Origin of the sequence: Pseudomonas sp. 3MA1, assembly GCF_029237275.1 — a bacterium.
GTDB classification, from domain to species: Bacteria; Pseudomonadota; Gammaproteobacteria; order Pseudomonadales; family Pseudomonadaceae; genus Aquipseudomonas; species Aquipseudomonas fluorescens_AP.
In genome coordinates this window covers 227,004-253,580 of sequence record NZ_JAACFX010000009.1, presented here as the reverse complement: position 1 = coordinate 253,580, position 26,577 = coordinate 227,004, and the positions used below count along the sequence as shown (strand labels likewise).

30 protein-coding genes are annotated in these 26,577 nt (G+C 64.0%); 10 read left to right on the top strand and 20 right to left on the bottom strand.

Annotated elements, in window-relative coordinates; genetic code table 11:
* Nucleotides 1–6: 6 nt before the first annotated feature.
* Nucleotides 7–441, bottom strand: coding sequence for an SgcJ/EcaC family oxidoreductase (locus tag GWQ44_RS23480; protein ID WP_275928356.1), 435 nt, complete (start codon nt 439–441; stop codon nt 7–9).
* 183 nt (nt 442–624) lie between these two features.
* Here GWQ44_RS23480 and GWQ44_RS23475 point away from each other — a divergent pair, with 183 nt between their 5' ends.
* Nucleotides 625–1,110 carry a GNAT family N-acetyltransferase gene (locus GWQ44_RS23475; RefSeq protein WP_253128331.1) on the top strand — a complete coding sequence of 162 codons (486 nt, stop codon included), beginning with the start codon at nt 625–627 and terminating at the stop codon, nt 1,108–1,110.
* A gap of 3 nt (nt 1,111–1,113) precedes the next feature.
* Here GWQ44_RS23475 and GWQ44_RS23470 read toward each other — a convergent pair whose 3' ends face one another.
* The 3 genes from GWQ44_RS23470 to GWQ44_RS23460 form a co-directional block, all read right to left on the bottom strand.
* Nucleotides 1,114–1,455 carry a hypothetical protein gene (locus GWQ44_RS23470; RefSeq protein WP_047305694.1) on the bottom strand — a complete coding sequence of 114 codons (342 nt, stop codon included), beginning with the start codon at nt 1,453–1,455 and terminating at the stop codon, nt 1,114–1,116.
* Nucleotides 1,439–1,708, bottom strand: coding sequence for a prevent-host-death protein (locus GWQ44_RS23465; protein WP_047305695.1), 270 nt, complete (start codon nt 1,706–1,708; stop codon nt 1,439–1,441). The genes GWQ44_RS23470 and GWQ44_RS23465 overlap by 17 nt, the downstream gene beginning before the upstream one ends.
* A gap of 93 nt (nt 1,709–1,801) precedes the next feature.
* Nucleotides 1,802–2,305, bottom strand: a complete 504-nt coding sequence (locus tag GWQ44_RS23460) for an N-acetyltransferase (protein WP_275928355.1) — start codon at nt 2,303–2,305, stop codon at nt 1,802–1,804.
* A 222-nt stretch (nt 2,306–2,527) separates the two neighbouring features.
* On the opposite strand from GWQ44_RS23460, the gene GWQ44_RS23455 reads away from it, so the two are divergent.
* Nucleotides 2,528–2,680, top strand: coding sequence for a hypothetical protein (locus GWQ44_RS23455; protein ID WP_016968146.1), 153 nt, complete (start codon nt 2,528–2,530; stop codon nt 2,678–2,680).
* On the opposite strand, the gene GWQ44_RS23450 is transcribed toward GWQ44_RS23455, so the two are convergent.
* The 9 genes from GWQ44_RS23450 to GWQ44_RS23410 all read right to left on the bottom strand — a co-directional run bounded on the left by GWQ44_RS23450 (nt 2,659) and on the right by GWQ44_RS23410 (nt 12,325).
* On the bottom strand, nt 2,659–3,351 hold the full coding sequence (locus GWQ44_RS23450) for a response regulator (protein ID WP_016968147.1): 693 nt from the start codon (nt 3,349–3,351) through the stop codon (nt 2,659–2,661). The genes GWQ44_RS23455 and GWQ44_RS23450 overlap by 22 nt on opposite strands.
* Nucleotides 3,348–6,041 (bottom strand): sensor histidine kinase KdpD, encoded by a 2,694-nt coding sequence (locus GWQ44_RS23445; RefSeq protein ID WP_275928354.1) that lies wholly within the window; start codon nt 6,039–6,041, stop codon nt 3,348–3,350. The genes GWQ44_RS23450 and GWQ44_RS23445 overlap by 4 nt, the downstream gene beginning before the upstream one ends.
* 59 nt (nt 6,042–6,100) lie before the next feature.
* Entirely contained in the window at nt 6,101–8,173 is a 2,073-nt protein-coding gene (kdpB, locus tag GWQ44_RS23440; protein ID WP_016968149.1) for a potassium-transporting ATPase subunit KdpB, read from the bottom strand.
* A gap of 12 nt (nt 8,174–8,185) precedes the next feature.
* Nucleotides 8,186–8,869, bottom strand: coding sequence for a potassium-transporting ATPase subunit KdpC (gene kdpC / locus GWQ44_RS23435; protein WP_275928353.1), 684 nt, complete (start codon nt 8,867–8,869; stop codon nt 8,186–8,188).
* Nucleotides 8,870–8,878: 9 nt separating this feature from the next.
* Nucleotides 8,879–10,585 carry a potassium-transporting ATPase subunit KdpA gene (gene kdpA, locus GWQ44_RS23430; RefSeq protein ID WP_179600194.1) on the bottom strand — a complete coding sequence of 569 codons (1,707 nt, stop codon included), beginning with the start codon at nt 10,583–10,585 and terminating at the stop codon, nt 8,879–8,881.
* A gap of 13 nt (nt 10,586–10,598) precedes the next feature.
* Nucleotides 10,599–10,769: a hypothetical protein gene (locus GWQ44_RS23425; RefSeq protein ID WP_162884082.1), complete on the bottom strand. Its 171-nt coding sequence runs from the start codon at nt 10,767–10,769 to the stop codon at nt 10,599–10,601.
* The gene (kdpF, locus tag GWQ44_RS23420; RefSeq protein ID WP_016968152.1) at nt 10,753–10,851 is read right to left on the bottom strand and encodes a K(+)-transporting ATPase subunit F; all 99 of its coding nucleotides are present in this window, start codon (nt 10,849–10,851) and stop codon (nt 10,753–10,755) included. Before kdpF ends, GWQ44_RS23425 begins: the two co-directional genes overlap by 17 nt.
* Before the next feature lie 253 nt (nt 10,852–11,104).
* Entirely contained in the window at nt 11,105–11,593 is a 489-nt protein-coding gene (locus tag GWQ44_RS23415) for a GyrI-like domain-containing protein (protein WP_103742200.1), read from the bottom strand.
* A 69-nt stretch (nt 11,594–11,662) separates the two neighbouring features.
* Nucleotides 11,663–12,325, bottom strand: a complete 663-nt coding sequence (locus GWQ44_RS23410) for a LysE family translocator (protein ID WP_275928352.1) — start codon at nt 12,323–12,325, stop codon at nt 11,663–11,665.
* Between the two features lie 280 nt (nt 12,326–12,605).
* Here GWQ44_RS23410 and alaC point away from each other — a divergent pair, with 280 nt between their 5' ends.
* Nucleotides 12,606–13,817, top strand: a complete 1,212-nt coding sequence (alaC, locus tag GWQ44_RS23405; RefSeq protein WP_060840648.1) for an alanine transaminase — start codon at nt 12,606–12,608, stop codon at nt 13,815–13,817.
* 96 nt (nt 13,818–13,913) lie between these two features.
* On the opposite strand, the gene GWQ44_RS23400 is transcribed toward alaC, so the two are convergent.
* Nucleotides 13,914–15,266, bottom strand: coding sequence for a GntP family permease (locus tag GWQ44_RS23400; RefSeq protein ID WP_047305702.1), 1,353 nt, complete (start codon nt 15,264–15,266; stop codon nt 13,914–13,916).
* A gap of 84 nt (nt 15,267–15,350) precedes the next feature.
* Complete coding sequence (locus GWQ44_RS23395) at nt 15,351–15,884, bottom strand: gluconokinase (RefSeq protein WP_047305703.1); 534 nt, start codon at nt 15,882–15,884, stop codon at nt 15,351–15,353.
* 215 nt (nt 15,885–16,099) lie between these two features.
* Between GWQ44_RS23395 and GWQ44_RS23390 the strand changes: the two genes are divergently transcribed.
* Complete coding sequence (locus GWQ44_RS23390; protein ID WP_016967276.1) at nt 16,100–17,131, top strand: LacI family DNA-binding transcriptional regulator; 1,032 nt, start codon at nt 16,100–16,102, stop codon at nt 17,129–17,131.
* A gap of 4 nt (nt 17,132–17,135) precedes the next feature.
* On the opposite strand, the gene GWQ44_RS23385 is transcribed toward GWQ44_RS23390, so the two are convergent.
* Nucleotides 17,136–17,753: a LysE family transporter gene (locus GWQ44_RS23385; protein ID WP_047305705.1), complete on the bottom strand. Its 618-nt coding sequence runs from the start codon at nt 17,751–17,753 to the stop codon at nt 17,136–17,138.
* 66 nt (nt 17,754–17,819) lie between these two features.
* On the opposite strand from GWQ44_RS23385, the gene GWQ44_RS23380 reads away from it, so the two are divergent.
* Nucleotides 17,820–18,749 carry a LysR family transcriptional regulator gene (locus GWQ44_RS23380; RefSeq protein ID WP_275928351.1) on the top strand — a complete coding sequence of 310 codons (930 nt, stop codon included), beginning with the start codon at nt 17,820–17,822 and terminating at the stop codon, nt 18,747–18,749.
* Here the strand turns inward: GWQ44_RS23380 and GWQ44_RS23375 are convergent.
* Nucleotides 18,746–19,663: a LysR family transcriptional regulator gene (locus GWQ44_RS23375; RefSeq protein WP_275928350.1), complete on the bottom strand. Its 918-nt coding sequence runs from the start codon at nt 19,661–19,663 to the stop codon at nt 18,746–18,748. The genes GWQ44_RS23380 and GWQ44_RS23375 overlap by 4 nt on opposite strands.
* A gap of 122 nt (nt 19,664–19,785) precedes the next feature.
* On the opposite strand from GWQ44_RS23375, the gene GWQ44_RS23370 reads away from it, so the two are divergent.
* The 3 genes from GWQ44_RS23370 (at nt 19,786) to GWQ44_RS23360 (ending at nt 21,840) form a co-directional block, all read left to right on the top strand.
* Complete coding sequence (locus GWQ44_RS23370; RefSeq protein ID WP_275928349.1) at nt 19,786–20,217, top strand: PACE efflux transporter; 432 nt, start codon at nt 19,786–19,788, stop codon at nt 20,215–20,217.
* A gap of 98 nt (nt 20,218–20,315) precedes the next feature.
* Nucleotides 20,316–20,948, top strand: coding sequence for a glutathione S-transferase (locus tag GWQ44_RS23365; RefSeq protein WP_275928348.1), 633 nt, complete (start codon nt 20,316–20,318; stop codon nt 20,946–20,948).
* Between the two features lie 385 nt (nt 20,949–21,333).
* Nucleotides 21,334–21,840 carry a hypothetical protein gene (locus GWQ44_RS23360; protein ID WP_275928347.1) on the top strand — a complete coding sequence of 169 codons (507 nt, stop codon included), beginning with the start codon at nt 21,334–21,336 and terminating at the stop codon, nt 21,838–21,840.
* Nucleotides 21,841–21,900: 60 nt separating this feature from the next.
* On the opposite strand, the gene GWQ44_RS23355 is transcribed toward GWQ44_RS23360, so the two are convergent.
* Both GWQ44_RS23355 and GWQ44_RS23350 read right to left on the bottom strand, forming a co-directional pair.
* Nucleotides 21,901–23,220, bottom strand: coding sequence for a PAS domain-containing methyl-accepting chemotaxis protein (locus tag GWQ44_RS23355; RefSeq protein WP_016967283.1), 1,320 nt, complete (start codon nt 23,218–23,220; stop codon nt 21,901–21,903).
* A gap of 523 nt (nt 23,221–23,743) precedes the next feature.
* A complete protein-coding gene (locus GWQ44_RS23350; RefSeq protein WP_275928346.1) occupies nt 23,744–24,598 on the bottom strand; it encodes a LysR family transcriptional regulator in 855 nt (284 codons plus the stop codon).
* Nucleotides 24,599–24,696: 98 nt separating this feature from the next.
* On the opposite strand from GWQ44_RS23350, the gene gstA reads away from it, so the two are divergent.
* The gene (gstA, locus tag GWQ44_RS23345) at nt 24,697–25,299 is read left to right on the top strand and encodes a glutathione transferase GstA (protein WP_275928345.1); all 603 of its coding nucleotides are present in this window, start codon (nt 24,697–24,699) and stop codon (nt 25,297–25,299) included.
* Nucleotides 25,300–25,594: 295 nt separating this feature from the next.
* Nucleotides 25,595–26,020, top strand: coding sequence for a GNAT family N-acetyltransferase (locus GWQ44_RS23340; RefSeq protein ID WP_275928344.1), 426 nt, complete (start codon nt 25,595–25,597; stop codon nt 26,018–26,020).
* A gap of 16 nt (nt 26,021–26,036) precedes the next feature.
* Here the strand turns inward: GWQ44_RS23340 and def are convergent, their stop codons facing one another.
* Nucleotides 26,037–26,576 (bottom strand): peptide deformylase, encoded by a 540-nt coding sequence (def, locus tag GWQ44_RS23335; protein WP_047305712.1) that lies wholly within the window; start codon nt 26,574–26,576, stop codon nt 26,037–26,039.
* Between the last annotated feature and the right edge of the window lies 1 nt (nt 26,577).

Genomic DNA, 26,577 nt, shown 5'->3' with positions numbered 1-26,577 from the left:
CGCTGTTCAGGGTTGCAAGTCGAACAGGGTGCTCCCGGTGAGCATGTCGAACGGCGCCGACCAGTGCTCGTGCACCACCTGCCACTGGCCCTCGCGACGTTGATAGGCCGCGCTGACACGCATCCAGCAGGCCTTGGTCACGCCCTCGGCGTCGGTGCCGCCGCAATGGGCCAGCCAGTGGGCGCAGGCCAGCTCTGCATCAGCCCGCACCTGCAGTTGGTGGAACTCGAAAATGCCCGGGCCGGGGCAGACCTGCATGCACGCCTCCCAGTGCGCGCGATAGGCCGCCTTGCCCTTGAACTGCAAGGCCCCGACCGCGTCGAAGGAGGTGATGTCATCGGCGTAATAGCTGACGATGCGTTCGATATCCCGGGCCAGCACCGCCTGCTGCCAGAGATCGATCAGGCTGCGGATCTGCGCTTCATTGGATGGATTGAGCATGGCCAAACTCCTCAAGAGTGAAATCAACCGCGGCCGAGCAGCCCCTGCACACGGAGCGTTGACTGTTCGCTTCACCCTTAGTCGCCTGGCCATTCGCGCAATCGACAAGCCACGGAAAAAAATTTACCCGCTGGGCAAAATCGCTAGAATCCGCCCCCTCCTCCCGACCGGATCGCCCTGCCCGTGACCACCCGCCTCGTGCCTTACGAACAGCTCGACAGTCAGCAGCACGCGCGCTTGCTGGAGCTTGAAGTGCGGCCCGCACAGAAGACCTTTAGCGGCGACATTCACGGCGCGCTGCACGCCCTGGTCAATGCGCCCCAGGGTGCGATCAAGGGCTTTGCCCTGCTCAGCGACGAGTGGCCGGTGGCCTTCGTGCTGCTCAAGCGCCCGCCGTGCCTGCCGGCCTGGGCCGACGCCGACAGCGCCAGCCTGCACGCCCTGCAAGTGGACCAGCGGTTCCAGGGCCGCGGCTTCGGCCAGGCCTGCCTGCAAGCCATTCCCGCCGCCGCGCGCCGACAGTGGCCCGGGCTCAAGGGCCTGAACCTGGCGGTGGACAGCGACAACCAGCCGGCCCTCAAGCTGTACCGCAAGCTGGGTTGGGTGGAGAACGGCGAGGCCTGCAAGGGCCGGATAGGTTATGAACGGCGGATGGTGCTGGCGTTCTGAGGCTCAGAGCATCAGGCAGTAGTCGATCAGTTGCTTTTCGACACTTTGACGCTGGCCGATGATCAAGGCCACAACCACCCGTTGCTCATCCGGATAGACCTCATAAAGTACCCGCTGCCCCATGCACAGGAATTCGCGAAAGTGAGTGACGCCCAACGAGGCCGCTTGTTGGCAAACCGCGAAGGTGTATGCCTGCTCACTCAAGGTCGAGGCGATCTGCCTGATCAATTGATCGACAAACTGTCCCGCCTGCTGCGGGCCGCACTGCTGGATCAGATAGTGTTCCAACGCCACTACGCCATGTTCGGCTGCCGTGGCGAACTCAACCCTATAAGTCTTCTGCATCGTCTTTCGACACTTGGCGACGCTGGGCTAGACGTTGCAGCAGATTGTCGGCGCTCACTAGCTTGCCCTGCTGCTTGTCTCGATCCGCGAACGACAACAGCTTGATCAGAGCGATGGCTTCGTCACGGCGCTTGCGCTCTTCGTAAGATTCGATCACATAGGCGGGAACACCGTTCTGGGTCACCAGCATGGGCTCGGAAAGATCCAGATCCGCAGCGTTTTTCTTCACGAAACTGATGGTTTGAATACGCATGACACATGTCCTCGGGAATGCTGGACTGGGATAGCCCGGGCCAGCAGCAGCCTAAATTTAGACTACATAAAGCTCACTCACAAGGATGGAGTGTTACGGCGCAAGCCCCAACACCATCTCATGCCAGGCCATGCCGCCGTGGTCCGACTCCGACGCCTTGACGTAGACAAAACCAAAGCGCTGGTACAGCGGCACGTGGCGCTCCTTGCACATCAGGTGGATGCGCGCCTTGCCCAGCTCGCCCATGCGCGCGATGAAGGCGTGCAGCAGTTGCCGGGCCAGGCCCAGGCCCTGGAAGTCCGGGTGCACCACCACCGACATGATCACCACTTCCGAACCGGCCGGGTCGTGGCCGACCAGTTCCTTGAAGGCTTCATCGGCCATCTGCACCTCGAAGGTGGCGCCGGCGTTGATGAAGCCGGCCACCACACCGTCCACCTCGGCGACGATAAAACCCTCGGGCCAGGTGGCGATGCGGGTGGCGATCTTGTCCCGGGTCGCGGCTTCGTCGCCTTCGTAGGCCAGGGTTTCGATGGCGAAGCAGCGGTCCAGGTCGGTGGGCAGTACGGTGCGGATCAGCGGGGTCGAAGCGGTCATGGGGCGGCAACCTGAAGTCGGTGAAGGATGGCGGATTCTAGCAAGAGCGGCGCCGCGCAGAGCCTGGCGTATGCAGCGTATAGGGATCATCGGCGACGCCGTAAAGCTTTCATATAAACCCTGGCAAGCGCGGCGCCCAGGGATTATCTATCAGCTCCCCGACGCTTGCTGACTGGCCCTGTCGAGCCGGTCGTGCCGCGTCTTGCCCACAGGACCTTCCCCATGAGCAACATACAGATCGGCCTTCTTCTGCTGTTCGGCATCGCCACCTTCGGCTGCATCACCCTGTACATCGACTTTGTGCATGAGCGGCGCCGCGGCGAGAAACCCCTGAGCGGCGCCACACGCCGGGATCAGAGCCCCACCAGGCGATAACCCACCTGCAACTCGGTGATCAGGTGCTGGGGCTGAGCCGGATCGGCCTCCAGCTTCTGCCGCAGATGGGCCATGTGCACCCGCAGGTAATGGGCGCGGTCGACGTAATCCAGGCCCCAGACTTCCAGCAGCAGCTGGCGATGGGTCAGCACCCGGCTCTGGCCGCGGATCAACGCGCAGAGCAGGCGGTATTCAATCGGCGTGAGGTGCACCAGTTGCCCTTCGCGGCGCACTTCATGGGTCGCCAGGTCGACCTCGATCACGCCGAAGTTGACCTTGCTGGTGGCCGCCGCCGCGCCGCTCTGGCCGTGGCGGCGCAGTTGCGCGCGAATCCGCGCCAGCAGCTCCGGCACGCCGAACGGCTTGACCAGGTAGTCGTCGGCCCCGGCGTCCAGGGCGGCGACTTTCTCGTCTTCCCGATCCCGGGCCGAGAGCACCAGGATCGGCACCGCCAGCCAGCCGCGCAGCTCGCCGATCAACTGCTTGCCGTCGCCGTCCGGCAGGCCCAGGTCGACGATCACCAGGTCCGGCTGGCGGCTGGCGGCATGGATCAGCGCGCGCTTGACGCTGTCGGCCTCGAACACCTGGAAGCCTTCGTCCTCCAGGGCTATGCCGACAAAGCGGCGGATGTTGGCTTCGTCCTCGACGATCAGGATGCGTGGGCTGCTCATAGGGCTTCCAGGGAAGGCGGTTGTCCCGCCGGCAAGGTGATGACAAAACTCAGCCCGGCGTCGGCGTGAGGCTGGGCCTCGATCCGCCCGCCATGGGCTTCGACAATGCGTTTGGCCAGGGCCAGGCCCAGGCCGATCCCGGCCACGGCGGACTCCTGCTGGCCGCGGCTGAAGGCTTCGAACAGGCTGTCCGGGGAACTGCCCTTGGGACAGCCGGGGCCGGAGTCGCTGACCTGCAGAATGATCTGCTGGTCGACCTGACGGGCGCTGATCTGCACCAGGGTACCGGCCGGAGTGTACTTGGCGGCGTTGTCCAAAAGGTTCACCAGCACCCGTTCCAGCAGCAGCGCGTCCACTTCCACCAGGGGCAACTGCGGTGCCATGGTCACTCGCAGCTGATGCTTGGCCAGGGGCTCGCGCAACTGGCGCAGGGCGCTGCCGACAATTTCCTCCAGGGAGTTCCACTGGCGCTTGAGGCGCACCCCGCGCTCCTGCATGCGCGCCATGTCCAGCAGGTTCTCGATCAGGCGCTGCATGGACGAAGCCTGATCGTGGATACCCGCCAGCAGCTGCTTGAGCGGGCCCTCGGAGGCATGGGGCAAGGCGGCGTCGGCGGCGCCGATGATGGTGGTCAAGGGCGTGCGCAGGTCATGGGAAATAGCCGCCAGCAAGGTATTGCGCATGCGCTCGCCTTCCATCTGCACCACGGTGCTCTGGGCCACTTCGACGTAATGCACCCGTTCCAGGGCAATCGCCAGCTGGCTCATGCAGGCTTGCAGCAGGCGCCGCTCCTCGGGTTCGGCCAGGCGTTCGGCATCCGCCAGTTCCAGCACCAGCACCCCGCGCACCCGCATCGGCGCCTTGAGCGGCAGGTAGCAGCCCTTGGCGGCCGCCAGGGTATCGGTGCCGCGCCCCGCCGGCTGGGCGTGGTCATAGGCCCATTGGGCGATGCTCTCGTCGATGGTCAGGACATTGGCGCTCAGAGCGCGCACACGATTGTCGGCGTCCGGCAGCGCCAGCCCGACCCGGGCCTCGAACACCCCGCTGAAGGTGCGCAGGGCCACGGCGCAGATCTGCTCCTCGGTCAGCGCCGCCGACAGCTCCCGGGCCAGCCCGGCCAGGGAAGTGGCACGGCGCTCGCCTTCGGCGGCGGTGCGCGCCTGATGGCGCAGGCGCGCGGTGAGCTGGCCGGTGATCAGGGCAATGCCGAGCATCAGGGCGAAGGTGAAGAAGTACTGGGTGTCGTTGACCGTGAACGACCACACCGGCTGGACGAAGAAAAAGTCGAAGCACAACACCGCCAGCATCGCCGCCCAGACGCCCGGGCCGCGTCCAAAACGCAGGGCCACCAGGACCACGGTGAGCAGGAACAGCATGACCACGTTGGCCGGGTCGAACACCTTGAGCAGCAGCGCCGCTACCGCGGTGGCGGCAAAGCACGCCAGGCTGGCCCACAGGTAGGCCGGCGCGCGGCTCGGCGGCAGCCCGGCCTCGGGCTTGTCCGCCGGCACCGGGCGCCGGCTCAAGGGGCCGTTGGCGATCACGATCTGATCGATTTCCGGGTGCTGACGGCTGATCCGGTCGCTCACCGACTGATGCCAGAACTGCCAGACCTTGCGCGGGTAATGGCCCAGCACCAGGCGATTGGCATTGTGCTCGCGGGCACAGGCCACCAGCGCCTCGGCCACGTCCAGGCCGGGCAGGGTCGCGGTTTCGGCGCCGAACTCGGCGGCCAGGGCCAGGGTCTTCATCGCCGCCGCATAACGGCTGGCGCCGTGGCCGCGGCGCTGCGCCGAGGCCACGTGCACCACCATCCAGTCGGCTTCGAGCTTCTGCGCCAGGCGCGCGGCCTCTCGCACCAGGCGTTCGTCCGCCGGATCACCGGCCACCCCCACCAGCAAACGCTCGCGGGCCGGCCACAGGGCATTGATCGAACGTTCGCGGCGATAGTCGCGCATCTGCGCATCGACCCGGTCGGCGGTGCGGCGCAGGGTCAGTTCGCGCAGGGCCAGCAGGTTGCCCTTGCGAAAGAAATGCCGTGAAGCCCGCTCGGCCTGCGGCCCCATGTAGACCTTGCCGTCCTTGAGGCGGCGCAGCAGGTCGTCCGGCGGCAGGTCGATCACCAGCACTTCATGGGCTTCGTCGAACAGGTGATCGGGCACCGTCTCGCGCACGCGGATGCCGATGATGCCGCTGACGATGTCGTTGAGGCTTTCCAGGTGCTGGACGTTGAGGGTGGTCCAGACATCGATCCCGGCCCGCAGCAGTTCTTCCACGTCCTGCCAGCGCTTGGGGTGGCGCGAACCGGGGACGTTGCTGTGGGCCAGCTCGTCCACCAGCAGCACCGAAGGACGCCGCGCCAGGGCCGCGTCCAGATCGAATTCGGGCAAGGCGTAGTCGCGGTGCATCAGGCGGTGACGCTCCAGCACTTCCAGGCCTTGCAAGAGCTCGGCGGTTTCCCGCCGGCCGTGGGTTTCCACCACCCCGGCCACCACGTCGCGGCCCTGGGCCACTTCGCTGCGGGCGGCGGTGAGCATGGCGCAGGTCTTGCCGACCCCGGCGTTGGAACCGAAGTAGATCCGCAGCTTGCCGCGCTGGGCGGCCTGTTCATCCTGTTGCAGCTTTTCCAGCAGCGCATCAGGGTCGGGACGCCCGTCGCGGGGCGGGGAACTCGCATCGAGCACAGTCATGAGCTTCCTTAAATGAACAATGCGGCGCTCCGGGGAGCGCCGCATTGTCAGTCCTTGCCTCAAACCAGGCCAAGCCCGGCCAGCAGCATGTCGATCAGCTTGATCCCGGCAAAGGGCACCAGCACCCCGCCCAGGCCATAGATCAGCAGGTTGCGGTTAAGCAGGGCCGCCGCGCCGATCGAGCGGTACTTCACCCCCTTGAGCGCCAGGGGGATGAGGAACACGATGATCAGCGCATTGAAGATCACCGCACTGAGAATCGCCGAGTTCGGGCTGGTCAGCTGCATCACGTTCAACGCGCCCAATTGCGGGTAAGTGGCGACGAACGCGGCCGGTACGATAGCAAAATACTTGGCCACGTCGTTGGCCACGCTGAAGGTGGTCAGGGCGCCGCGGGTCATGAGCATCTGCTTGCCGACTTCCACCACCTCGATCAGCTTGGTCGGGTTGCTGTCCAGGTCGACCATGTTGCCGGCTTCCTTTGCCGCCTGGGTGCCGCTGTTCATCGCCACCGCCACGTCGGCCTGGGCCAGGGCCGGGGCGTCGTTGGTGCCGTCGCCGGTCATGGCCACCAGCTTGCCCTTGGCCTGGTAGTCGCGGATCAGTTGCAGCTTGTCCTCGGGACGGGCCTCGGCGAGGAAATCATCGACCCCGGCCTCCACCGCAATCGCCGCCGCGGTCAGGCGGTTGTCGCCGGTGATCATCACGGTCTTGATGCCCATGCGCCGCAGTTCGGCGAAGCGCTCCTTCATCCCGCCCTTGACCACGTCCTTGAGTTCCACCACGCCCAGGGCCTGGGCGCCGTCGCTGACCACCAGCGGCGTGCTGCCGCGCCGGGAGACTTCATCGACCTTGGCCTGCAAGGCCGGCGGGAAGCTGCCCCCCAGGGCTTCGATGTGCCGGCGAATGGCATCGGCCGCGCCCTTGCGGATGCTGCGCCCCTCCGGCAGGTCGACGCCGCTCATGCGGGTCTGCGCGGTGAACTGCACGAAGCTGGCGCCCAGGGCCTCGATGTCGCGGCCACGGATGTCGAACTTCTGCTTGGCCAGCACCACGATGCTGCGCCCTTCCGGGGTTTCGTCCGCCAGGGAGGCCAGTTGCGCGGCGTCCGCCAGTTCGCTGTCCTTGATTCCCGGGGCCGGCAGGAAGGCGCTGGCCTGACGGTTGCCCAGGGTGATGGTGCCGGTCTTGTCCAGCAGCAGCACGTCGACGTCCCCGGCGGCTTCCACAGCGCGCCCGGACGTGGCGATGACATTGGCCGACATCATCCGGCTCATGCCCGCCACGCCGATCGCCGAGAGCAGGCCGCCGATGGTGGTGGGAATCAGGCACACCAGCAACGCCACCATCACCGTGGCGCTGATCACGCTGCCGGTGCCGCTCATGGCCACGGCGAAGATCGAGTACGGGCTCAGGGTCACGATCACCAGCAGGAACAACAGGGTCAGGCCCACCAGGAGAATGGTCAGGGCCACCTCGTTGGGGGTCTTCTGGCGCTTGGCCGATTCCACCATGGAGATCATGCGGTCCAGGAACGACTCGCCGGGGTTGACGCTGATGCGCACCACCAGCCAGTCCGACAGCACCTTGGTACCGCCGGTGACCGAGGAAAAGTCGCCCCCGGCCTCGCGGATCACCGGCGCCGATTCACCGGTGATGGCGCTCTCGTCCACCGTGGCCACGCCTTCGATGACCTCGCCATCCAAAGGCACCAGGTCGCCGGCTTCGATCAGCACCACCATGTCCTTGCGCAGCTCGCTGGCGGCCATCGGCAGCCAGGCAGCGCCATGCTTGGGCTGCTGCAACAGCTTGGCCAGGGTCTGGCGCTTCATGCCCTTGAGGCTCGCGGCCTGGGCCCGGCTGCGGCCCTCGGCCAGGGCTTCGGCGAAGTTGGCAAACAGCACGGTGAACCACAGCCACAGGGTAATGCTAAGGATGAAGCCGCTGGAGGCCTCGCCTTCACCGCCCAGGGACTGGAACCACAGCAGGGTGGTGAGAATGCTGCCCAGGTAGACCACGAACATCACCGGGTTCTTCCACTGCGCCTGGGGCAGCAGCTTCTTCACCGCATCCAGGCACGCCGTCAGCAACAGCCCACGGTCGAACAACGCTATACGAGGGTTCTTACTCATGATCGGTATCTCTTACTCACTGACCGCAAGGGGCGAGGCAGGCACGGGTGCCAGGGCATCCAGCGCGAGATTGAGTTGCAGCACATTGACCCGGGGCTCGCCGAGCAGGCCGAAGGTGCGGCTTTCGCTGTGGTCCTGCAGCAGCGCCTGCAGCTCGGCCAGCGGCAGGTTGCGCAGGCGGGCCACCCGGTTCAGTTGCAGTTGGGCGTTGGCCAGGGAGATGTGCGGGTCCAGGCCGGAAGCCGAAGCGGTCACCGCGTCCACCGGCACCGGGATATCCGCCGCCAGACCGTTGAGCTGGCGATAGGCGCTGACCCGCGCGCTCACGCTGTCCACCAGCTTCTGGCTGGTGGGGCCCAGGTTGCTGGCACCGCTGGCCCCGGCGTTGTAGGGCTGGGGCACGCTCTTGCTCGGGTCCAGCGGATCGCTGCCCAGGGTCATGCTCGGCCGACCCTGGAAATACTCCGGGCGACTGAAGGACTGGCCGATCAGTTTTGAGCCCACCACCAGGCCGTCACGCTGCACCAGGCTGCCCTGGGCCTGGAACGGGAACAGCAGGTTGGCCAGCAACGTGGTCGCCAGCGGATAGGCCAGCCCGGTCAGCAGCATGAAGAACACCGCCGCCACCAGCACCGGGCGCAACAGGCCCTTGAACAGCACCACGGTGGTGCCTTGGGTTTGCATTTGCGTCGTCATCACAACCCCTTACTTGTAAGTCTGGCCGGCCAGCAACTGCAGTTGCTCCACCAGCGGGCCGAGCGCGAGCGCCGGCAGGAAAGTCAGGCCACCGACCACCAGCACCACGAACACCACCAGGAACATGAACAGCGGCGTGGCGGTGGGAATGGTGCCGGCACCGGCCGGGATGTTCTTTTTCGCCGCCAGGGAACCGGCCACCGCCAGCATCGGCAGCATGGTGAAGAAGCGCCCCATGAGCATTGCCAGACCAATGGTGGTGTTGAAGAACGGCGTGTTGGCATTGAGCCCGGCAAACGCCGAACCGTTGTTGGCGGTACCCGAGGCGTAGGCGTAGAGCACCTCGCTGAAACCATGGGGGCCAAGGTTGTTGAGGCTGTTCAGGGTGTCCGGCCACAGCGCCGCCAGGGCGGTGAAACCGAGGATGCAGATCGGGTGCGCGAGCACCGAGAGCATCACCAGCTTGATCTCCCGGGCCTCGATCTTCTTGCCGAGGAATTCCGGGCTGCGGCCGATCATCATGCCCACCAGGAACACCGTCAGCAGGGCGTACTGGATCAGGTTGATAAAGCCCACGCCGTCGCCGCCGAACACGCAGTTGAGCATCATCTGCGCCAGGGGCACGAAGCCGCCCATGGGGGTCAGCGAGTCATGCATGGCGTTCACCGAACCGGTGGTGGCGCCGGTGGTGGTGGTGACGAACAGCGCGGTGTCGGCGATGCCGAAGCGCAGTTCCTTGCCTTCCATGTTGCCGCCGCTCTGGGTCGCCGACAGTTGCTGGTCGGCGCCGGCCTGGGTCAGCAGCGGATTACCGCCCTGTTCCGCGGTGAAGACGATGGCCAGGAAGCCGACGAACATCACCAGGAAAGTGCCGAAGAACACCCAGCCCTGACGCCGGCGCAGGAGCATGCTGCCGAAGGTGTAGGTCAGCGCCGAAGGAATCAGCAACATGCTGAGGATATGCAGGACGTTGGTCAGCGGGGTCGGGTTCTCGAACGGGTGGGCGGCGTTCATGCTGAAGAAGCCGCCGCCGTTGGTGCCGATGTGCTTGATCGACTCGAAGCTGGCCACGGCGCCGACGATCAACTGCTGCTGGGCGCCTTCCAGGGTGGTGGCCAGGGCTTGGGAGTTGAGGGTCTGGGGCATGCCCTGCCAGACATAGACCAGGGCCATGACCAGGCACAGAGGCAGCATCACCCGGTACAGGGTGCGGGTGAAGTCGACCCAGTAGTTGCCGATATCCGCCGAGCTGGAACGGCTCAGGCCGCGAATGAAACCCGCCGCGGCGACAACACCGGCGGTGGCGCCGACGAACATCAGGAAGGTGATCACCGCCATCTGGCTGAAGTTCGACAGGCTGCTTTCCCCGGAGTACGCCTGCCAGTTGGTGTTGGTGATAAAGGACACGGCGGTGTTGAACGCCAGGTCCGGGGTTTGCGCCGCCAGCCCCAGGGGGTTGAGGGGCATGACGGTTTGCAGGCGCAGCACCAGGTAGCCCAGGAGCATCATCGCCGCGTTGGACAGCAGCAGCGCCGAGCCATAGCGGGCCCAGCCCATGGTTTCGCCGGGATCGATCCCCAGCAGGCGGTAGGTGGCCCGCTCGGGCAAGGCGTGGCCGCGGCCGCTGAAGACCCGGGTCAGCCATTTGCCCATGAGTACGGCGAGCCCGGTCATTACCCCGAGGATCACCGCGTATTCCAGCACAGTACTCAACATGTCGATGCTCCGTTCAAATCTTGCCCATGGCGACGATGACCAGGGCCGTCAGTACAAAGAACCCCAGGGACAGGCCCACGAAGATCAGGTCGTACATGGCTGGTTTCCTTTCTCGAGAATGCCCGGACGGGCGAATGAAAATGCCGGGGTAGCGCTGAGTGCGGTCATCAGAATTTCTCGGCACGGATCAGCGCGTAACCCAGGTAGACAAACAGCAGCACGGCGCAGAAACCGCTGGCGCCGTAGATGAATTCCAGTGTCAGCAAGGCTTTTCCCCTTAATCCATTGAGGCCGCGCCGCAACCGCAGACAGCGGCCCGGGGCGCAACCGGTCAGGCGCCCGGCAATGGGCACCGGCAGGGAGTCGGGAACGAGCCGTCCGCCGCTCTCCTCTGCGCCACGCAGGTTAGGTGAGGGCGTATCAAGGTCGGACACTGATTGCGGGGGGCGGTATTAAGACGGCGTATAGATTGCGGCCAAGGCCGGGGGAATCGGGGGCCGGCCAGCGCCCCCGAGGGGATCATGCACTTTTGAGCGGTAGCCAGACCTCCACCACGCCGCTGCCGGTATCGGGGTTGAAATCGGCGCTGTAGCGCTCGAATTCCGGGGCATCGGCGGCCTCGCGACCGGACTGGGGCAGCCAGGTCTTCCAGATGTAGTTGAAGGTCTGGGGCAGCTCCTGCAAGGAGCCGCCGTGCTCGAACACCGCATAGTTCTGCGGCTGCACTTCGATCCAGCGATAGCGCTCGGGCAAATCGTCGAGCTTGCTGATCTCGACCCCGGCCAGGTATTCGAAGCTGCCCTGGCCATCGGGGTTGCAGCAGACGCCGTAAGTCACCTCATCCACCTGCCCCGGCACTTTGCCGATGTGGGGGATGAAGCGCTGCCAGAGCTGGCCGATGTCCTGGCCGGCGCCTGGGGTAAACCGCTCGCTGAAGCCGGCGATCAGCAGAAAACGCTCTCTTTCGAAGCGCGGTTCGGGACCTGCGCCCTGTTTTTGCTCATCCATGAATGCCACTCCTGCCGCAGAAATGATGGGTACGGCAGCAAGTATAGAAGCCAATCGCCAGGGCCAGGATCAGAGCGCCGGAAGGTCGACCACCCCGGCCCCGACGATGAACTCCTGATAACCGGATAGGATCACGTACACCGCGAAATAGCAGAAGATCGCCGCAGATGCCAGGTAGGAGTAGCGCAACAGTTTGTCGCCCAGCAACTTGCCGCCCTGGGTCGCGGCCAGGCACAGACCCATGGTCCAGACCAGCCCGGCGCAAAAGAAGCCGGCCAGGAACAACCCGGAGTCGCCGATCGTGCCGCCCCCGGATCGGGCAATCAGGGTGCCGCCCACGGCGGCGAACCAGAGGATCGCGCTGGGGGAAGACATGGCCAGGAAGATACCGCGCAGGAACTCCTTGCGCGGCGAACCACGATCCGCCTCCCCGGCGGTGGCCAGTGTCGCGCTGTGATGAATGGCGGCGTAAATCATCTTCGCCGCGAAATACACCAACAGCGCCGAACCGCCGAGCCACAGCACCCAACGCACAGTTTCGTACTGCAGCAGCACGGTCATCCCGGCCAGGGCCAGCAGCGCGTAGACCAGGTCCCCCACGCAGGTCCCCAGGCCCAGGCAGAAGCCCTGGAAATAGCCGCGCTGCATGGCCAGGGTGATCATCGCGATATTGGCCACGCCGATGTCCAGGCACAGCGAAAGGCTCAGCAAAAAGCCGCTGGTAAACTCCATCATTCATCCCGTTTGATGCGGTGGTTCGAAGCGCTGCCCAGGTCCGCCGAGCGCTGAAAAATCGCCCTGGCCGACCTGGGTCGCAGCCCTTGCAGGCAAAAAGCGTGCACGTTATAGCGGCAAATCATCGACCCTCGCAAATCCGCCCGGCGCCACGAAAATAATTTTCCGTCCCTCTGGACAAGCCCGCGCCAGCGCCCTTATCGTCTGCCCCGCAGGCCACCGCAGTGGCCAACGTCGCTCGGACGGTTCCGGGCGCTTACGTCTTTTCGAGGCAACAATGGCCGAACAAGGTTCGCCGCGCCGCTTTGCGCGCATCGATCGTCTCCCCCCTTACGTGTTCAATATCACTGCCGAGCTGAAGATGGCTGCGCGTCGGCGCGGCGAAGACATCATCGACTTGAGCATGGGCAACCCCGACGGCGCGACTCCGCCGCACATCGTCGAAAAACTGGTGACCGTTGCCCAGCGCGAGGACACCCACGGCTACTCCACCTCCAAAGGCATTCCACGGCTGCGCCGGGCGATTTCCCGTTGGTACAAGGATCGCTACGAGGTCGACATCGACCCGGAAAGCGAAGCCATCGTCACCATCGGTTCCAAGGAAGGCCTGGCGCATTTGATGCTGGCCACCCTGGACCAGGGCGACACGGTGCTGGTGCCCAACCCCAGCTACCCGATCCACATCTACGGCGCGGTGATCGCCGGCGCCCAGGTGCGCTCGGTGCCGCTGGTGCCCGGGGTGGACTTCTTCGCCGAGCTGGAGCGGGCCATTCGCGGTTCGATCCCCAAGCCGAAGATGATGATCCTGGGCTTTCCCTCCAACCCCACTGCGCAGTGCGTGGAGCTGGATTTCTTCGAGCGGGTGATCGCCCTGGCCAAGCAGTACGACGTGCTGGTGATCCACGACCTGGCCTACGCCGACATCGTCTACGACGGCTGGAAAGCCCCGTCGATCATGCAGGTGCCGGGGGCCAAGGACATCGCGGTGGAGTTCTTCACCCTGTCCAAGAGCTACAACATGGCCGGTTGGCGCATCGGCTTCATGGTCGGCAACCCGGAGCTGGTCAGCGCCCTGGCGCGGATCAAGAGCTACCACGACTACGGCACCTTCACCCCGTTGCAGGTGGCGGCGATTGCCGCCCTGGAAGGCGACCAGCAGTGCGTGAAAGACATTGCCGAGCAATACCGGCAGCGGCGCAACGTGCTGGTCAAGGGCCTGCACGAACTGGGCTGGATGGTGGAGAACCCCAAGGCCTCGATGTACGTCTGGGCCAAGATTCCCGAAGCCTATGCGCACCTGGGTTCCCTGGAGTTCGCCAAGAAGCTGCTGGCCGAGGCCAAGGTCTGCGTGTCGCCGGGGGTGGGTTTCGGTGAGTACGGCGACGATCACGTGCGCTTCGCCCTGATCGAGAACCAGGACCGGATTCGCCAGGCGGTGCGCGGCATTCGCAGCATGTTCCGCGCCGACGGGCTGGTGCAGAAAAGCTGAGACGCCTTCAGGCACAAAAAAACCGCAGTGATGCGGTTTTTTTGTGGTCGTGCTGGCGGTTTTTCGCGGGCAAGCCCGCTCCTACAGGCGAAGCTCTTAAACCACTAACGACAACAACAGGATAAAGATCAGGCCCACCACCGAGAGGATGGTTTCCATCGCCGTCCAGGTCTTGAACGTCTCGGCCACGGTCATGTTGAAGTACTGCTTGACCAGCCAGAACCCGGCGTCGTTGACGTGAGACAGGATCAGCGAGCCGGCACCGGTGGCCAGCACCAGCAGTTCGCGGTTGACCCCGGGAATCATCCCCACCACCGGCACCACGATGCCGGCGCCGGTGATGGTGGCCACGGTGGCCGAACCGGTGGCGATACGAATCACCGCCGCCACCAGCCAGGCCAGAAGGATCGGCGAGATCTGCGCATTGACCGCCATGTGGCCGATCACATCACCCACGCCGCTGGTCACCAGCATCTGCTTGAAACCGCCGCCGGCACCGATGATCAGGATGATCGCCGCGGTAGGCGCCAGGCTGGCGTCGAGCAGGCCGAGGATCTGCTTGGAGCCAATGCCCTGCTTGTAGCCGAAGGTGTAGAGCGACAGCAGCAGGGCCAGCAGCAAGGCACTGATCGGGTGGCCGATCATGTCCATCCAGATGCGGAAGAAGTGCCCGTCCGGCAACGCCACGTCGGCGAAGGTCTTGAGCAGCATCAGGAACACCGGCAGCAGCACGGTCAGCAGGGTCACGCTGAAGCTGGGCAGGTTCTGCGAGGTGTTTTCACGGGCCAGCTGGTCCACCAGTTCCTGGGACGGGTGACCCGGGATGTACTTGGCGATGAAGGTGCCGTAGATCGGACCGGCAATGATGGCGGTCGGCAGGGCAACGATCAGGCCGTAGAGAATGGTCTTGCCGATGTCGGCGCCGAACACGCCGATGGCCAGCAGCGGCCCCGGATGCGGCGGCACCAGGCCGTGCACCGCCGACAGGCCGGCCAGCAGCGGAATGCCGATCTTGATCAGCGACACCCCGGTACGCCGGGCGACGATGAACACCAGCGGGATCAGCAGCACGAAGCCGATCTCGAAGAACAGCGGGATGCCCACCAGGAACGCGGCGAACATCATCGCCCACTGCACCCGCTCCTTGCCGAACGAGCGGATCAGGGTCTGGGCGATCTGATCGGCGCCGCCGGACTCGGCCATCATCTTGCCGAGCATGGTGCCCAGGGCCAGGATGATGCCGACAAAACCGAGCACGCCACCAAAGCCGTCCTGGAACGCCTTGATGATCTTGTCCACTGGCATGCCCGAGGTCAGGCCGAGGAACCCCGCGGCGATGGTCAGGGCAATAAAGGGATGCAGCTTGAATCGGGTGATCAACACGATCAGGCCGATGATGGTGACCACTGCATCAACCAGCAGATAGGTCTCTTGGGACATGCCAAACATGGGATTGCCTCCGGTTTGTTGTTTTTATTTAAGCGTTAAAAACAAGGGCCGAGTGGGATAGCGCTACCTATTTCGAGCCAGCACTCAATGTGAAGGTTCAAGGCCATGCTCCAGCCACCATTGATTGGCCAGTTCGGCCAGGCGCTGGACGCTCAGGGTGCTGGCATCCAGGGCCAGGGTGAGCGGCTCCCCCACCGGGGATTCGAGGGTGGCGAACTGACTGTCGATCAGGGTCGAAGGCATGAAATGCCCTGGCCGGTGCGCCACGCGATCGGCGGCGACTGCTGGAGTCAGTTCGAGAAAGATGAAACCCAGGCCGGGGGTGGCGGCGCGCAGGCGTTCACGGTATTTGCGCTTCAGCGCCGAACAGGTCAGCACCGGACGCTGACCGGCGGCCAGGGTACGACGCAACTCCTCGCAGAGGCTGTCGAGCCAGCCGGCGCGGTCGTCGTCGTCGAGGGGAATGCCGGCACTCATCTTGGCGATATTGGCGGCAGGGTGGAACGTATCGCCTTCAATGGCCGTGGCGCCGCTGCGCTGGCACAGGGCCTGACTGACGCTGGATTTGCCACAGCCGGCAACACCCATGATGACCAGGGCGGTAATTGGTTGACTCATGTAACACCTCAGCGCGCAGACAGCGCTACCTTCGCTAGTTCTAGTTCTAGTACAAAAACAGTGTCTGCCGACGCCTTCTTGTCATTTTTGTGGGTTGCCGCGTATATAGTCCGCCAAACCAAAGAGCGAGGGTCAGGCACACCTCGCTCACGCATTGCAGCTGTTTCAGGACAGCGCTACCTTAGTGACTTGAATTTTGTTTGGCAAGCCGTCTGATGACCCCTCATAAAAACGATAAAAGCTCCCGTACCACGGGGCGCCCTACCCTCAACGAAGTGGCGCGACTGGCTGGTGTCAGTCCGATCACCGCCTCCCGGGCGTTGCGCGGCGTCAGCAGCGTGGCCACCGAGCTGGTGGAGAAAGTGCAGAAGGCCGCGCAAGAGCTGAACTACGTGGTCAACTCCGCCGCCCGTGCCCTGGCCTCGGCCCAGAGCCAGTCGGTGGTGGTGCTGGTGCCGTCGCTGTCCAACCTGCTGTTCATCGAAACCCTGGAAGCCATTCATCAGGTCCTGCGGCCCAAGGGCTTCGAAGTGCTGATCGGCAACTACCACTATTCCCGGGACGAAGAAGAGAACCTGCTGCGCAACTACATGACCTACCAGCCGCGCGGGCTGCTGCTGACCGGTTTCGACCGCACCGAAAGCTCCCGGCGGATGATCGAGGCCAACAACATTCCCTGCGTCTACATGATGGATCTGGACTCCGGCGCCGGGCTCAACTGCGTGGGCTTCTCCCAGTTGAACGCGGGCGAGACCGCCGCTCGCCACCTGATTTCCCGTGGTCGCAAGCACCTGGCCTACGTCGGCGCGCAGCTGGATCAACGCACCCTGCTGCGCGGCGAAGGTTTCCGCCGCGCCCTGCAGGAAGCCGGGCTGTACAACCCCGATCTGGAACTGCTGACCCCGCGTCCGTCCTCGGTCGGCCTGGGTGGCGAACTGTTCCTGCAATTGATGCAGAGCCAGCCGCAAGTGGACGCCATCTTCTTCGGCAACGACGACCTGGCCCAGGGCGCCCTGCTGGAAGCCATGCGCTGCGGGATCAAGGTTCCGGAGCAAGTGGCGGTGCTGGGTTTCAACGACCTGCCGTCCTCGGAGCACATGGTGCCGCGCCTGAGCAGCATCAGCACTCCCAGGGAAGCCATCGGCCGCCGCGCCGCCGAGCAGATGCTGACCCTGCTGGCCGGTAACAGCGTGACCGAGCCCGTGGTGGACATGGGCTTCGAACTGCGGATCCGGGAAAGCACCTGAGGGCTCAGGGCTGCACGCCCAGCACACTGAGCAGCAGTCCAAAGCCGATCAGCACCAGCCCGAACAGCTGATCGATACGGCGCTTGTAGCCCATCAGCCGGTCGGCAATGGCCGGCGCCGAAAAGAACAGCGCCACGGCCACGAACCACAGAACGTGGGCCAGGACGATGATCGCCCCGTAGCCGATCTGCAGCGACAACCCGGTGCCCGGCTGGATCACCTGCATGAACAGGCTGAGGACGAAAATCATCGTCTTCGGATTCAGCGCATTGGTCAGGAAACCGCTGCGCAGGGCCGCCCAGGACGACACCTGGCCACGCCCCGCCACCTCCTGCGGTCCCTGGGCGGGACTGCGCAACAAGCGGATGCCCAGGTAGATCAGGTACAGCGCCCCGGCGAGCTTCAGCCCGGTGAACCACAGCGGCGACTGCTGCAACAGCAGCCCCACCCCCAGCAGGCTGTAGCCGATATGCAGCATGACCCCGAGCCCGATTCCCACCGCGGTCAGCACGCCGTGACGGCGCGAGAGCATCAGGCTGTTACGGGTGACCAGGGCAAAGTCGGCCCCGGGGCTGAGTACCGCGAGAATGGTGATGGTGATTACGACTAACAGTTCTGTCACGTTGCCTACGCCTCGGTTATACAATCTGGCGCTACTGTATGGGGATCTTCAGGGGTAGGGCCAACGATGAAAACTGACACTCTTGGTGATAAAAACTCACAGACATCGCGCCGACGCCTGCCGCCCCTCGGCGCCCTGCGCTGCTTCGAAGCCGCCGCGCGCCTGGAGAGTTTCACCCTGGCCGGCACCGCCCTGCACCTGACCCACGGCGCCATCAGCCGCGCCGTGCGCAGCCTGGAAGAAGACCTGGGCACCGCCCTGTTCGAGCGCCGCAGCCACCGGGTGTTTCTCACCTCGGCCGGGGCCGAACTGCTGCACAGCGTGACCCAGGCCCTGGACCTGATCGAAAACACCAGCCGCCGCCTGCGGGCACCGGACCCCGAGGCGCCGCTGGTGCTGTCCTGCGAACCGACCCTGCTGATGCGCTGGCTGATTCCACGCCTGCCGGCGTTCCAGGCCGCTCACCCGGAAATATCGATCCAGTTGCTGGCGGGCGGCGGGCCCTTCTCGTTCAACGCCGGCATCGACCTGGCGATCCGCCGCAATGATTTCGCCTGGGACCACCAGACCCAGGCCCACTGGCTGTTCGACGAAGCCATTGGCCCGGTGTGCCGCCCGGACAAGCAGGCTGACTGGACGCCAGCGTCGAACCAGCAGCCGGTCCTCGCGGAGCACGCCCCGCGCCTGCACAGCGCCACCCGGCCGCAAGCCTGGGAACAATGGCTGCAATTGCGTCAGCTGCCGCTGTCGCAGGCTCCTCAGGAGCAAGTCTTCGAGCATTTCTACTTCAGCCTGCAAGCGGCGGTGGCGGGCTTGGGGCTGGCCATCGCCCCCTGGCAACTGGTGCGCGACGACCTGCGCGACGGACTGCTGTGCGCCCCTTGCGGCTTCGTCGCCGACGGCAGTGCCTACTACCTGTTATCCGCCCAGGCGATCAGCGACGACTCGGCGGCCGGCCAACTGCTGCGCTGGTTGCGCCAGCAGGCCCTGGCCTAGAACCCGGGGCCGGGCGGCGGCCCCAGCGCCGGATCTTCGCCACTGAGCAACTGCACCAGGGCCAGGGCGCCCTTCTGCAGTGGCCGGCTCTTGAGCCACACCGCATGCACCGGCAACGACAGGCCGTTGTCGAGATTCTTGAACGTCAAGCGCTGCAAGCGACCTGCTGCCAGCAGCGGCTGGATCACCGACAGCGGGAAATTGCCCCAGCCGATCCCCGCCTCCACCATGTGCAGGGCCATGGTCAGGGTGTCGGTGCGCCACAGCGACTCGCCCACCAGGGGCCGGGTATCGCTGATGGGCAGGTCGCGGCTGGCCACCACCACCTGGCGAACCCGGATCAACTCCTCCAGATACAGCGCCCCCTCGCTGGCCAGGAACAGCGGATGCCGGGGTGAAATGCAGGCGATGATCCGTTCGCTGCCGGCGTACTGGAAGTACTCCAGGGCATTCACGCTCAGGCCGGCAAAGGCCACGCCAACGCTGACCCGTCCGCTGTGCAGCAGCTGCAGCACGTCATCCTGCGGAGCGCTGAGGACTTCCACGTCCAGCAACGGATAGCGCTCGGCCAGCAGCTTGATGGACGCCAGCAGCCGCTGCTTGTCGATGTCATCCACCACCGCGATCGAGAGTGTGCTTTCCAGCCCCAGGGACAGCTCGATGGCATGCACCTGCAACTGCTTGAGCTGATCGGCAATCAGCCGGGCATGGGGCGCGAGCGACAGCGCCAGGGGCGTCGGCACCGGCTCGCGATGACTGCGATCGAACAGGGCGTACCCCAGTTCGGCCTCAAGATTGGCAATGCCCATGCTCACCGCCGAGGGCACCTTGCCCAGCGCCCGGGCCGCCGCGGAAAAGGAACCGCGCTCAAGCACGGCGAGAAACAACTGGATGCTGTCGCTGGAAAAATTCATGGGCACAACCTATCAGTAAAACTGAAAGCTTCCGACTTTTTCTGTCATGGATATTGAAGCTATCTTTTGCGCCCCGTGCCAGCCCAGCCCTGGCCAGCTGCATTTAATACCGAGGAATTCCCATGCAAGGCGTGAAACGCAAACTGCTCTACGTATCCCTGTTCGAGGTGTTCGGCATGACCTTCTCGGCCCTCGGCCTGGCCCTGCTGTCCGGCACCTCGCCCAGCAGCACCGGGCCGCTGGCGGTGGTGATCACCAGCATCGCGGTGACCTGGAACTTCATCTACACCAGCCTCTTCGAGCGCTGGGAAAGCCGCCAGCCGTCGCGCACCCGCACCGTCAAGCGCCGCATCGCCCACGCCGTGGGCTTCCAATTGACCCTGATCGTGTTCCTGATCCCGCTGATTGCCTGGTGGATGAACATCAGCCTGGTACAGGCCTTCCTCCTGGACCTGGCACTGATCCTGTTCATCCCTTGCTACACCTTCGTCTTCAACTGGTTGTTCGACCGGGTCTTCGGCCTGCCGGCCTCGGCCTTGCCCGACCCGGCCTGAGGCGCGGACAAACACCCGCAGGCCCATTGGCCATCGCCGGGAACCGAACACACTGATAGATTCCCATGGCCCGTCTGAGCCACGAACAAGGAAGCGTCATGGGAGCCCCGTACAGAATTCTTGGCAAAGCCTCGTCCATCAACGTCAGAAAAGTCTTGTGGACCTGTGAGGAGCTGGGCCTTGCCTACCAACAGGAAGATTGGGGCAGCGGCTTCCAATCGACCCACACTCCTGAGTTTCTCGCCCTCAACCCCAATGCCCAGGTTCCGGTGCTGATCGATGACGCCGGCGCCCTGTGGGAGTCCAACAGCATCTGCCGCTACCTGGCCAACCTGCATCCCGGCAGCGGCCTGTTGCCGCTCGCCCCACGGGCCCGGGCCCTGGTGGAACAGTGGATGGACTGGCAGGCCACCGAACTCAATCCGGCCTGGAGCTACGCCTTCATGGGCCTGGTGCGCCAGCATCCGGATTGCCAGGACAGCCGGCGCATCGACGCCAGCCTGCAGGCCTGGAACGGCAAGATGGCGATCCTTGAACGGCAGCTTGAGAGCACCGGGAACTATGTTCTCGGTGAAGACTTCAGCCTGGCGGATATCGTCCTTGGCCTCTCGGTCAATCGCTGGAAGATGACCCCGATGGCACACCCGGACTTCCCCGCCGTGGCCGCCTACTACGAACGCCTCAGCCTGCGTCCGGGCTTTCGCCTGCATGGACGCAACGGCATCCCCTAGCCTGATCTACAGCGTTAACTGCTACCGGAGATTGGGCACGGATGGCCTCAACCTATTGCTGAGCGGCGCCGGTGGCCGGGCCGGCCAGGTATTCTTCCAGGGCTCGCAGGAGCGCTACCGCTTTCACCCGGACCGAGCGCGTCGAACCGGACGTCGAGATTCCGGTGGACGACGCCTTCCGGGAAGCACTCGGCATCCCCATCACCTACGGAGCGCCGCCCTCGGCAAACCCGGGCGGCGCTTGCCAGAAAGCGGCAAGACTTGTCCGCCGGCGGACAGCCCGGCAGCGCCCGGCGGCGCCAATCCTTTGATATTAAAGGGTGATTTTATTCGGCATGGATCTTGCTGAACTACTCGCCTAGTTCTCTCACACAGGTTCCCGATCATGTTGGTCAACGCCCAGAAATCCGTTTCGGTGCAGCCCACCTCGCGCACCGATATGGACCCGACCACTGCAGCCGCCAGCGCGCTGTACAGTGGCATGCTGCAGCAGGCCCAGAACTCCGTCACCGTGCCGACGTCCCAGTCCAGCCTGCAAGGCAATTCCGTGGACGACAACGTCAATGCCGCGTTCGCCAAGACCCGCGTCCTGCTCCAGGCCACGCCGCCGACCGCGAGCACGCCACAGGCCAATAGCGCCACCGAGTCCGGCGCCCTGAGCGAATTCAAGGACTACATGAGCAAGACGCCCGAACAGCGTCTGCGCGACAGCATCCTCAAGGATATGGGCCTGACCGAAGAAGACCTGAAGAACCTGCCGCCGGAGCGCCAGCTGGCCATCAACCAGGAAATCGCCCAGCGCCTGAAAGACAAGATGCAGCTGGCCAAGGAAGAGGCTGACACCAAGACCAGCGCCAAACCGATCGACGAGAAATTCCTCGCCTCGCTGTAATGGCACACGACGAAAAAGGGTTCCCAACGGGAACCCTTTTTTGTGCCTGGCCTGAGCGAGTCACTGCAACTGCAAGGTCGAATTGAACTGGCTGATGGCATCCACCACATGTCGCGAGCCTTGCTGGATCTCCAGAATCACCTCTCCGGCCTCATTGGCCAGTTCGACCCCGACACCGGTGCGACTCAGGCTCGATTGCATGCTGGTGACCGCGCTCATCGACAGGTCGTGGTTCTTGCGCACCACTTCGACGATTTCCACCGTGGCCTGACTGGTTCGCGCCGCCAGGCTGCGCACTTCGTCCGCCACCACCGCAAAGCCTCGCCCGTGCTCGCCGGCCCGAGCCGCCTCGATGGCCGCATTGAGCGCCAGCAGGTTGGTCTGGTCGGCGATTCCGCGAATGGTCTGGACAATGCTGCCGATGATCTCCGACTGCTTGCTCACCGCATCGATGCTGCGCGCCGCCTCGTTCAGATCGTGGGAAATCTGCTGGATGATCTGCACCGTCTGCTGCACCACCTGCGAGCCCTTCTGGGCGCAGGCGTCGTTCTGAACCGAGGTGCTGTGGGCGGATTCGGCGGCCGATTGCAGGCTGGTCATCTGCTGGGTGATATCGCTGGCGAACTTGACCACCTTGTACAAGCGGCCCTTGGTGTCGAACAGGGGGTTGTAGGAGGCCTCGAGGAACACCGTCTGACCGTACTTGTTTTCCCGCTCGAAACGATGGGAGTGATACTCGCCACGGTTCAACGAAGCCCAGAACTGCTTGTACTCCGATGACTCGGCTTCAGCCCGGTGACAGAACATGCTGTGGTGCTGGCCCAGGATTTCGTTCAAGGGGTACTGCATGGTCTTGAGGAAGTTGTCGTTGGCCTTGAGGATCGTGCCGTCCGGACTGAACTCGATGATCGCCATGGAACGGCCGATGGCATTCAGCAGACTCTGGTTTTCATGTTCGACATGGATGCGTTCGGAGATGTCCGAAGCCACCTTGATCACACTCTTGACCCGGCGATCGGCATCGAACACCGGCATGTAGCTGGCTTCGAGCCAGATCTCCTCGCCGCGCTTGTTCAGCCGCAGGAAGGTGCCGCTGACCGGTTCGCCGCGCCCCAGGTCGCGCCAGAGCTTGGCGTATTCCTCGCTGCGGTAGAACTCTTCCTCGCAAAAGATCCGGTGATGCTTGCCACGTATCTCTTCAGCGGAATAGCCCATGGTCTGGCAGAAGTTGTCGTTGGCATCGAGCACGATGCCATCGGGAGAAAACTCGATCATCGCCATGGAGCGGCTGATTGCCGCCAGCTTGGCGTTGGCCTCGGCCAGCGCACAATTAAAACGTTCGATCTCTTGCAGGTCAGCCTTGTGATGTAGGTTAAACATGGTTGTATCACCTTCAACGCTGTCTTTTGATTGACGGAAGTTCCTAGTCTTTCAACTGAGCCACTACAACGTTCGATAAAACACGGCAAACACCCCCCTTCACATGAGAGAGGAATTGTCAGGTGATCAATGATGTTCAATCGGAGAGTTCATATTGCAACGCTCTTATCAAGCCATCCTTTTCTTGATGCCCTATAAACGGGCCGACCTAACAAAGAAAAGAAACTCCATCTAATTAATAACTCCCGAACCTCTGGTGCCTCTGGTTGCGCACTCTCGTCTTTGTTCATGTTCTTGGTGCCGCCCGCGGATAAACATTGCGCAATCACTCGGTACAAGGGCAAACATCGCGGGGTGAGAGGCAATGCCTGACAACGCAATCCATAGTTTTTTTCACAACTGAGCATAGACAGCCGCGCCCCCTATGCAAGACCACCAGTCAGTCGGTTTTCACAACTTTTAAAATCATTGGATGCATTCTCAATAAGTGTCCAACAAGACGTTAAGAATGTTCTGACTAACCTCACTCAAGTATCTGCACGAACGCCTGAACCATACCGCTTTGCTCACGACCCGGCGCCGCTACCAGGGCGAACCGACGCTCGATAGGGCGACTCAATGGCAACACCCGCAAGCCCTGGCGCTGCTCCGGCAAGGTACTTTCCGGGACCAGGGTCACCCCCAGCCCTTCACGCACCAGACTGAACGCGCTGTTCCACTCCCGCACTTCGATCCGCACGTGCGCCAGGGACAAGCCGGCGTCGGCCGCCAGACTGCGGGCGTTCACCGAGCAACCGCCAGTGGCCAGGACAAAGGGCTGTGCCAGCAAGGTCGCAAGATCGATGCTCGCCGCCTGCCAGGGATGCTCCCGGGGCAATACCGCTACCCACGAGTCCAGCCCCAGCAACCACGAGCGACGCTCGGCCGCGGGGTTCAGCACCACCCCCAGGTCCACCAGTTGCGCCTCCAGCAGGGCTTCGACCTCATCGTCGCTGACCTCCAGCTGCACCATCTCGATTCCCGGGTGCAACTGCCTGAAGCGCCGCAGCAAGGGCGGCAGAACGTGCGCCAGGACCATGGGAAACCCCGCCAGGCGCAGGCTGCCGTGAGACACGCCCCGGGCCGCGTCCACCTGGCGCCGCACCTGGGCCAGCGCACCGAGCATCACCCGCGCCTGCTCCAGCACCTGCTGACCGATCGCCGTAGGCAGCGCCTGGCGACGCTCGCGGATGAACACCTGAACGCCAAGCATGTCCTCCATCTGCGCCAGGGCCTGGCTGGCCCCGGACTGGGTCATCCCCACTTGCTCGGCGGCACGGGTGATGGTGCCGCATTCGGCGATCGCCACCAGCAGCCGCCAGTGCATCAGGTTCATCATGGCAGTAGCTGTCCTTATGGCCGTTTTCTGAAAAATGAATTTTACCCATGCCAGCAGCCTCGCCGACACTGCTGCGAACCTTCACTGGAGAGCCGCCGATGAAACTCTACTACGCCCCTCAAGCCTGCTCCCTGGCCTGCCATATCGTGCTGCGGGAACTGCAACTGCCGTTCGAAGCGATCCGTGTCGACAATCGCAGCAAACGCACGGCCCAGGGTGAGGATTTCCTCGCCATCAACCCCAAGGGCTACGTTGCCGCCCTGCAACTGGACAACGGCGAAGTGCTGACCGAGGGTCCGGCGATCCTGCAGTACCTCGCCGACCTCAAGCCCGAGGCCGGTCTGGCGGCGCTCCAGGGCAGCTGGCAGCGGGTACGGCTGCAGGAAACCCTGAACTTCATCAGCAGCGAGGTTCACGGGATCATGGGCTGGCTGTTCAACTCTGCGCTGGATGACAAGGCCAAGGAGCTGTTCCGGCAAAAGCTGTTCAAGCGCCTGGCCCTGCTGGAACAGATCCTGGCGCAACAGGACTACCTGCAAGGTGGACAGTTCACCATTGCCGATGCCTATCTGTTCACCGTGCTGCGCTGGACCGCGGTGTTTGCCATCGACCTGGCCACCTGGCCAGCCTTGCTGCAGTTCCAGGCACGCATCGAGCAGCGCCCGACGGTGCGCGAGGCACTGGCGCTAGAGCTGGCATAGAGGAGCTGGAGAGACGTCGGGACGTGCCCGAGAGCAGACAAAACCAAGCCCGCAATGCGGGCTTGGTCAAAGCGATCAATGGCCGAAGATGTTCACTTCGGTTTTCTTGGCCTTTTTCTCGGCGCGTTTCTCGTCCGCGCTCTTGGCCGGTTTCTTCTTGGCGTTTTTCTTGGCGTTCATACCTTTGGACATGACAGCGACTCCACTGATGCGGGATAGGCTTCAGGTATAGCACCTATGGACCGCCAGGGTTCCTTTATAATCCGCCGCGCCCAGTCGCAACCCCGGAAACGCCATGCCCAGCCTGCAGATCGGCCCGCTCGACGAGGCCTCTCGCCCCTTGCTGAACAAGTTCTATCGCCAGCACCGCTCGTCCATGCGTGCCTCGTCCGAGGGCCAGCTGTGGGTGGTCAAAGAGGGCGAGGTGATTGCCGGGATGAGCCTGACCCCGCTGGCTCAGGGGCATTGGCTGACGGGTTTGTTCGTCGCCCCGTCCCACCGTGGCCGGGGGCTGGCGGCGCAGTTGGTGCAGCGAGCCCGACAGGTGGTGCCAGGCCCGCTCTGGCTGTTCTGCCACCCGGACCTGGAAACTTTGTATCAACGCATGAGTTTCACCCGCGCGCCCCACCTGCCAGCGGCCCTGGCCGAACGCCTGGCCCGCTACCAACGCAGCAAGCCGCTGCTGGCCATGGGCGCCCCCGCGTTCGACCCGCCCCCGTGAGCCGGGGGCCGCAAGATCAGTCGTCGGCGTTGGGATCCAGATCGGGAAACAGCACCTCAGTGAAGCCGAATTTGCTGAAATCACTGATCCGCGACGGGTACAGCCGACCGATCAGGTGATCGCATTCATGCTGCACCACCCGGGCGTGAAAGCCCGACGCCACGCGCACCACCGGCTCGCCCTTGGGGTCGAAGCCTTCGTAGCGAATGTGCTGGTAGCGCTGCACCGCTCCGCGCAGTCCGGGGACCGAGAGGCAGCCTTCCCAGCCTTCTTCCAGCACCGGGCTCAGCGGGGTGATCAGGGGATTGATGAGAATGGTCTGGGGCACGGCTTCGGCGTCCGGGTAGCGTTCGCTGTGCTCGAAGCCGAAGATCACCAGTTGCAGGTCGACACCGATCTGCGGCGCTGCCAGCCCTACGCCACCGACACTTTCCATGGTCTGGAACATATCGTCGATCAGCTCCCACAACTGCGGACTGTCGAACATCTCGGGCGGCACCGGCGGGGCAATGCGCAGCAGGCGTTCATCGCCCATTTTGAGGATTTCACGGATCATG

What these genes read in the sequence shown, in the direction of transcription:
- GWQ44_RS23480 (WP_275928356.1), bottom strand. Translation starts at nt 441, where the DNA reads ATGCTCAATCCATCCAATGAAGCGCAGATCCGCAGCCTGATCGATCTC.
- GWQ44_RS23470 (WP_047305694.1), bottom strand. Translation starts at nt 1,455, where the DNA reads ATGCAGAAGACTTATAGGGTTGAGTTCGCCACGGCAGCCGAACATGGC.
- GWQ44_RS23465 (WP_047305695.1), bottom strand. Translation starts at nt 1,708, where the DNA reads ATGCGTATTCAAACCATCAGTTTCGTGAAGAAAAACGCTGCGGATCTG.
- GWQ44_RS23460 (WP_275928355.1), bottom strand. Translation starts at nt 2,305, where the DNA reads ATGACCGCTTCGACCCCGCTGATCCGCACCGTACTGCCCACCGACCTG.
- GWQ44_RS23455 (WP_016968146.1), top strand. Translation starts at nt 2,528, where the DNA reads ATGAGCAACATACAGATCGGCCTTCTTCTGCTGTTCGGCATCGCCACC.
- GWQ44_RS23450 (WP_016968147.1), bottom strand. Translation starts at nt 3,351, where the DNA reads ATGAGCAGCCCACGCATCCTGATCGTCGAGGACGAAGCCAACATCCGC.
- GWQ44_RS23445 (WP_275928354.1), bottom strand. Translation starts at nt 6,041, where the DNA reads ATGACTGTGCTCGATGCGAGTTCCCCGCCCCGCGACGGGCGTCCCGAC.
- kdpB (WP_016968149.1), bottom strand. Translation starts at nt 8,173, where the DNA reads ATGAGTAAGAACCCTCGTATAGCGTTGTTCGACCGTGGGCTGTTGCTG.
- kdpC (WP_275928353.1), bottom strand. Translation starts at nt 8,869, where the DNA reads ATGACGACGCAAATGCAAACCCAAGGCACCACCGTGGTGCTGTTCAAG.
- kdpA (WP_179600194.1), bottom strand. Translation starts at nt 10,585, where the DNA reads ATGTTGAGTACTGTGCTGGAATACGCGGTGATCCTCGGGGTAATGACC.
- GWQ44_RS23415 (WP_103742200.1), bottom strand. Translation starts at nt 11,593, where the DNA reads ATGGATGAGCAAAAACAGGGCGCAGGTCCCGAACCGCGCTTCGAAAGA.
- GWQ44_RS23410 (WP_275928352.1), bottom strand. Translation starts at nt 12,325, where the DNA reads ATGGAGTTTACCAGCGGCTTTTTGCTGAGCCTTTCGCTGTGCCTGGAC.
- alaC (WP_060840648.1), top strand. Translation starts at nt 12,606, where the DNA reads ATGGCCGAACAAGGTTCGCCGCGCCGCTTTGCGCGCATCGATCGTCTC.
- GWQ44_RS23400 (WP_047305702.1), bottom strand. Translation starts at nt 15,266, where the DNA reads ATGTTTGGCATGTCCCAAGAGACCTATCTGCTGGTTGATGCAGTGGTC.
- GWQ44_RS23395 (WP_047305703.1), bottom strand. Translation starts at nt 15,884, where the DNA reads ATGAGTCAACCAATTACCGCCCTGGTCATCATGGGTGTTGCCGGCTGT.
- GWQ44_RS23390 (WP_016967276.1), top strand. Translation starts at nt 16,100, where the DNA reads ATGACCCCTCATAAAAACGATAAAAGCTCCCGTACCACGGGGCGCCCT.
- GWQ44_RS23380 (WP_275928351.1), top strand. Translation starts at nt 17,820, where the DNA reads ATGAAAACTGACACTCTTGGTGATAAAAACTCACAGACATCGCGCCGA.
- GWQ44_RS23375 (WP_275928350.1), bottom strand. Translation starts at nt 19,663, where the DNA reads ATGAATTTTTCCAGCGACAGCATCCAGTTGTTTCTCGCCGTGCTTGAG.
- GWQ44_RS23370 (WP_275928349.1), top strand. Translation starts at nt 19,786, where the DNA reads ATGCAAGGCGTGAAACGCAAACTGCTCTACGTATCCCTGTTCGAGGTG.
- GWQ44_RS23365 (WP_275928348.1), top strand. Translation starts at nt 20,316, where the DNA reads ATGGGAGCCCCGTACAGAATTCTTGGCAAAGCCTCGTCCATCAACGTC.
- GWQ44_RS23360 (WP_275928347.1), top strand. Translation starts at nt 21,334, where the DNA reads ATGTTGGTCAACGCCCAGAAATCCGTTTCGGTGCAGCCCACCTCGCGC.
- GWQ44_RS23355 (WP_016967283.1), bottom strand. Translation starts at nt 23,220, where the DNA reads ATGTTTAACCTACATCACAAGGCTGACCTGCAAGAGATCGAACGTTTT.
- GWQ44_RS23350 (WP_275928346.1), bottom strand. Translation starts at nt 24,598, where the DNA reads ATGATGAACCTGATGCACTGGCGGCTGCTGGTGGCGATCGCCGAATGC.
- gstA (WP_275928345.1), top strand. Translation starts at nt 24,697, where the DNA reads ATGAAACTCTACTACGCCCCTCAAGCCTGCTCCCTGGCCTGCCATATC.
- GWQ44_RS23340 (WP_275928344.1), top strand. Translation starts at nt 25,595, where the DNA reads ATGCCCAGCCTGCAGATCGGCCCGCTCGACGAGGCCTCTCGCCCCTTG.
- def (WP_047305712.1), bottom strand. Translation starts at nt 26,576, where the DNA reads ATGATCCGTGAAATCCTCAAAATGGGCGATGAACGCCTGCTGCGCATT.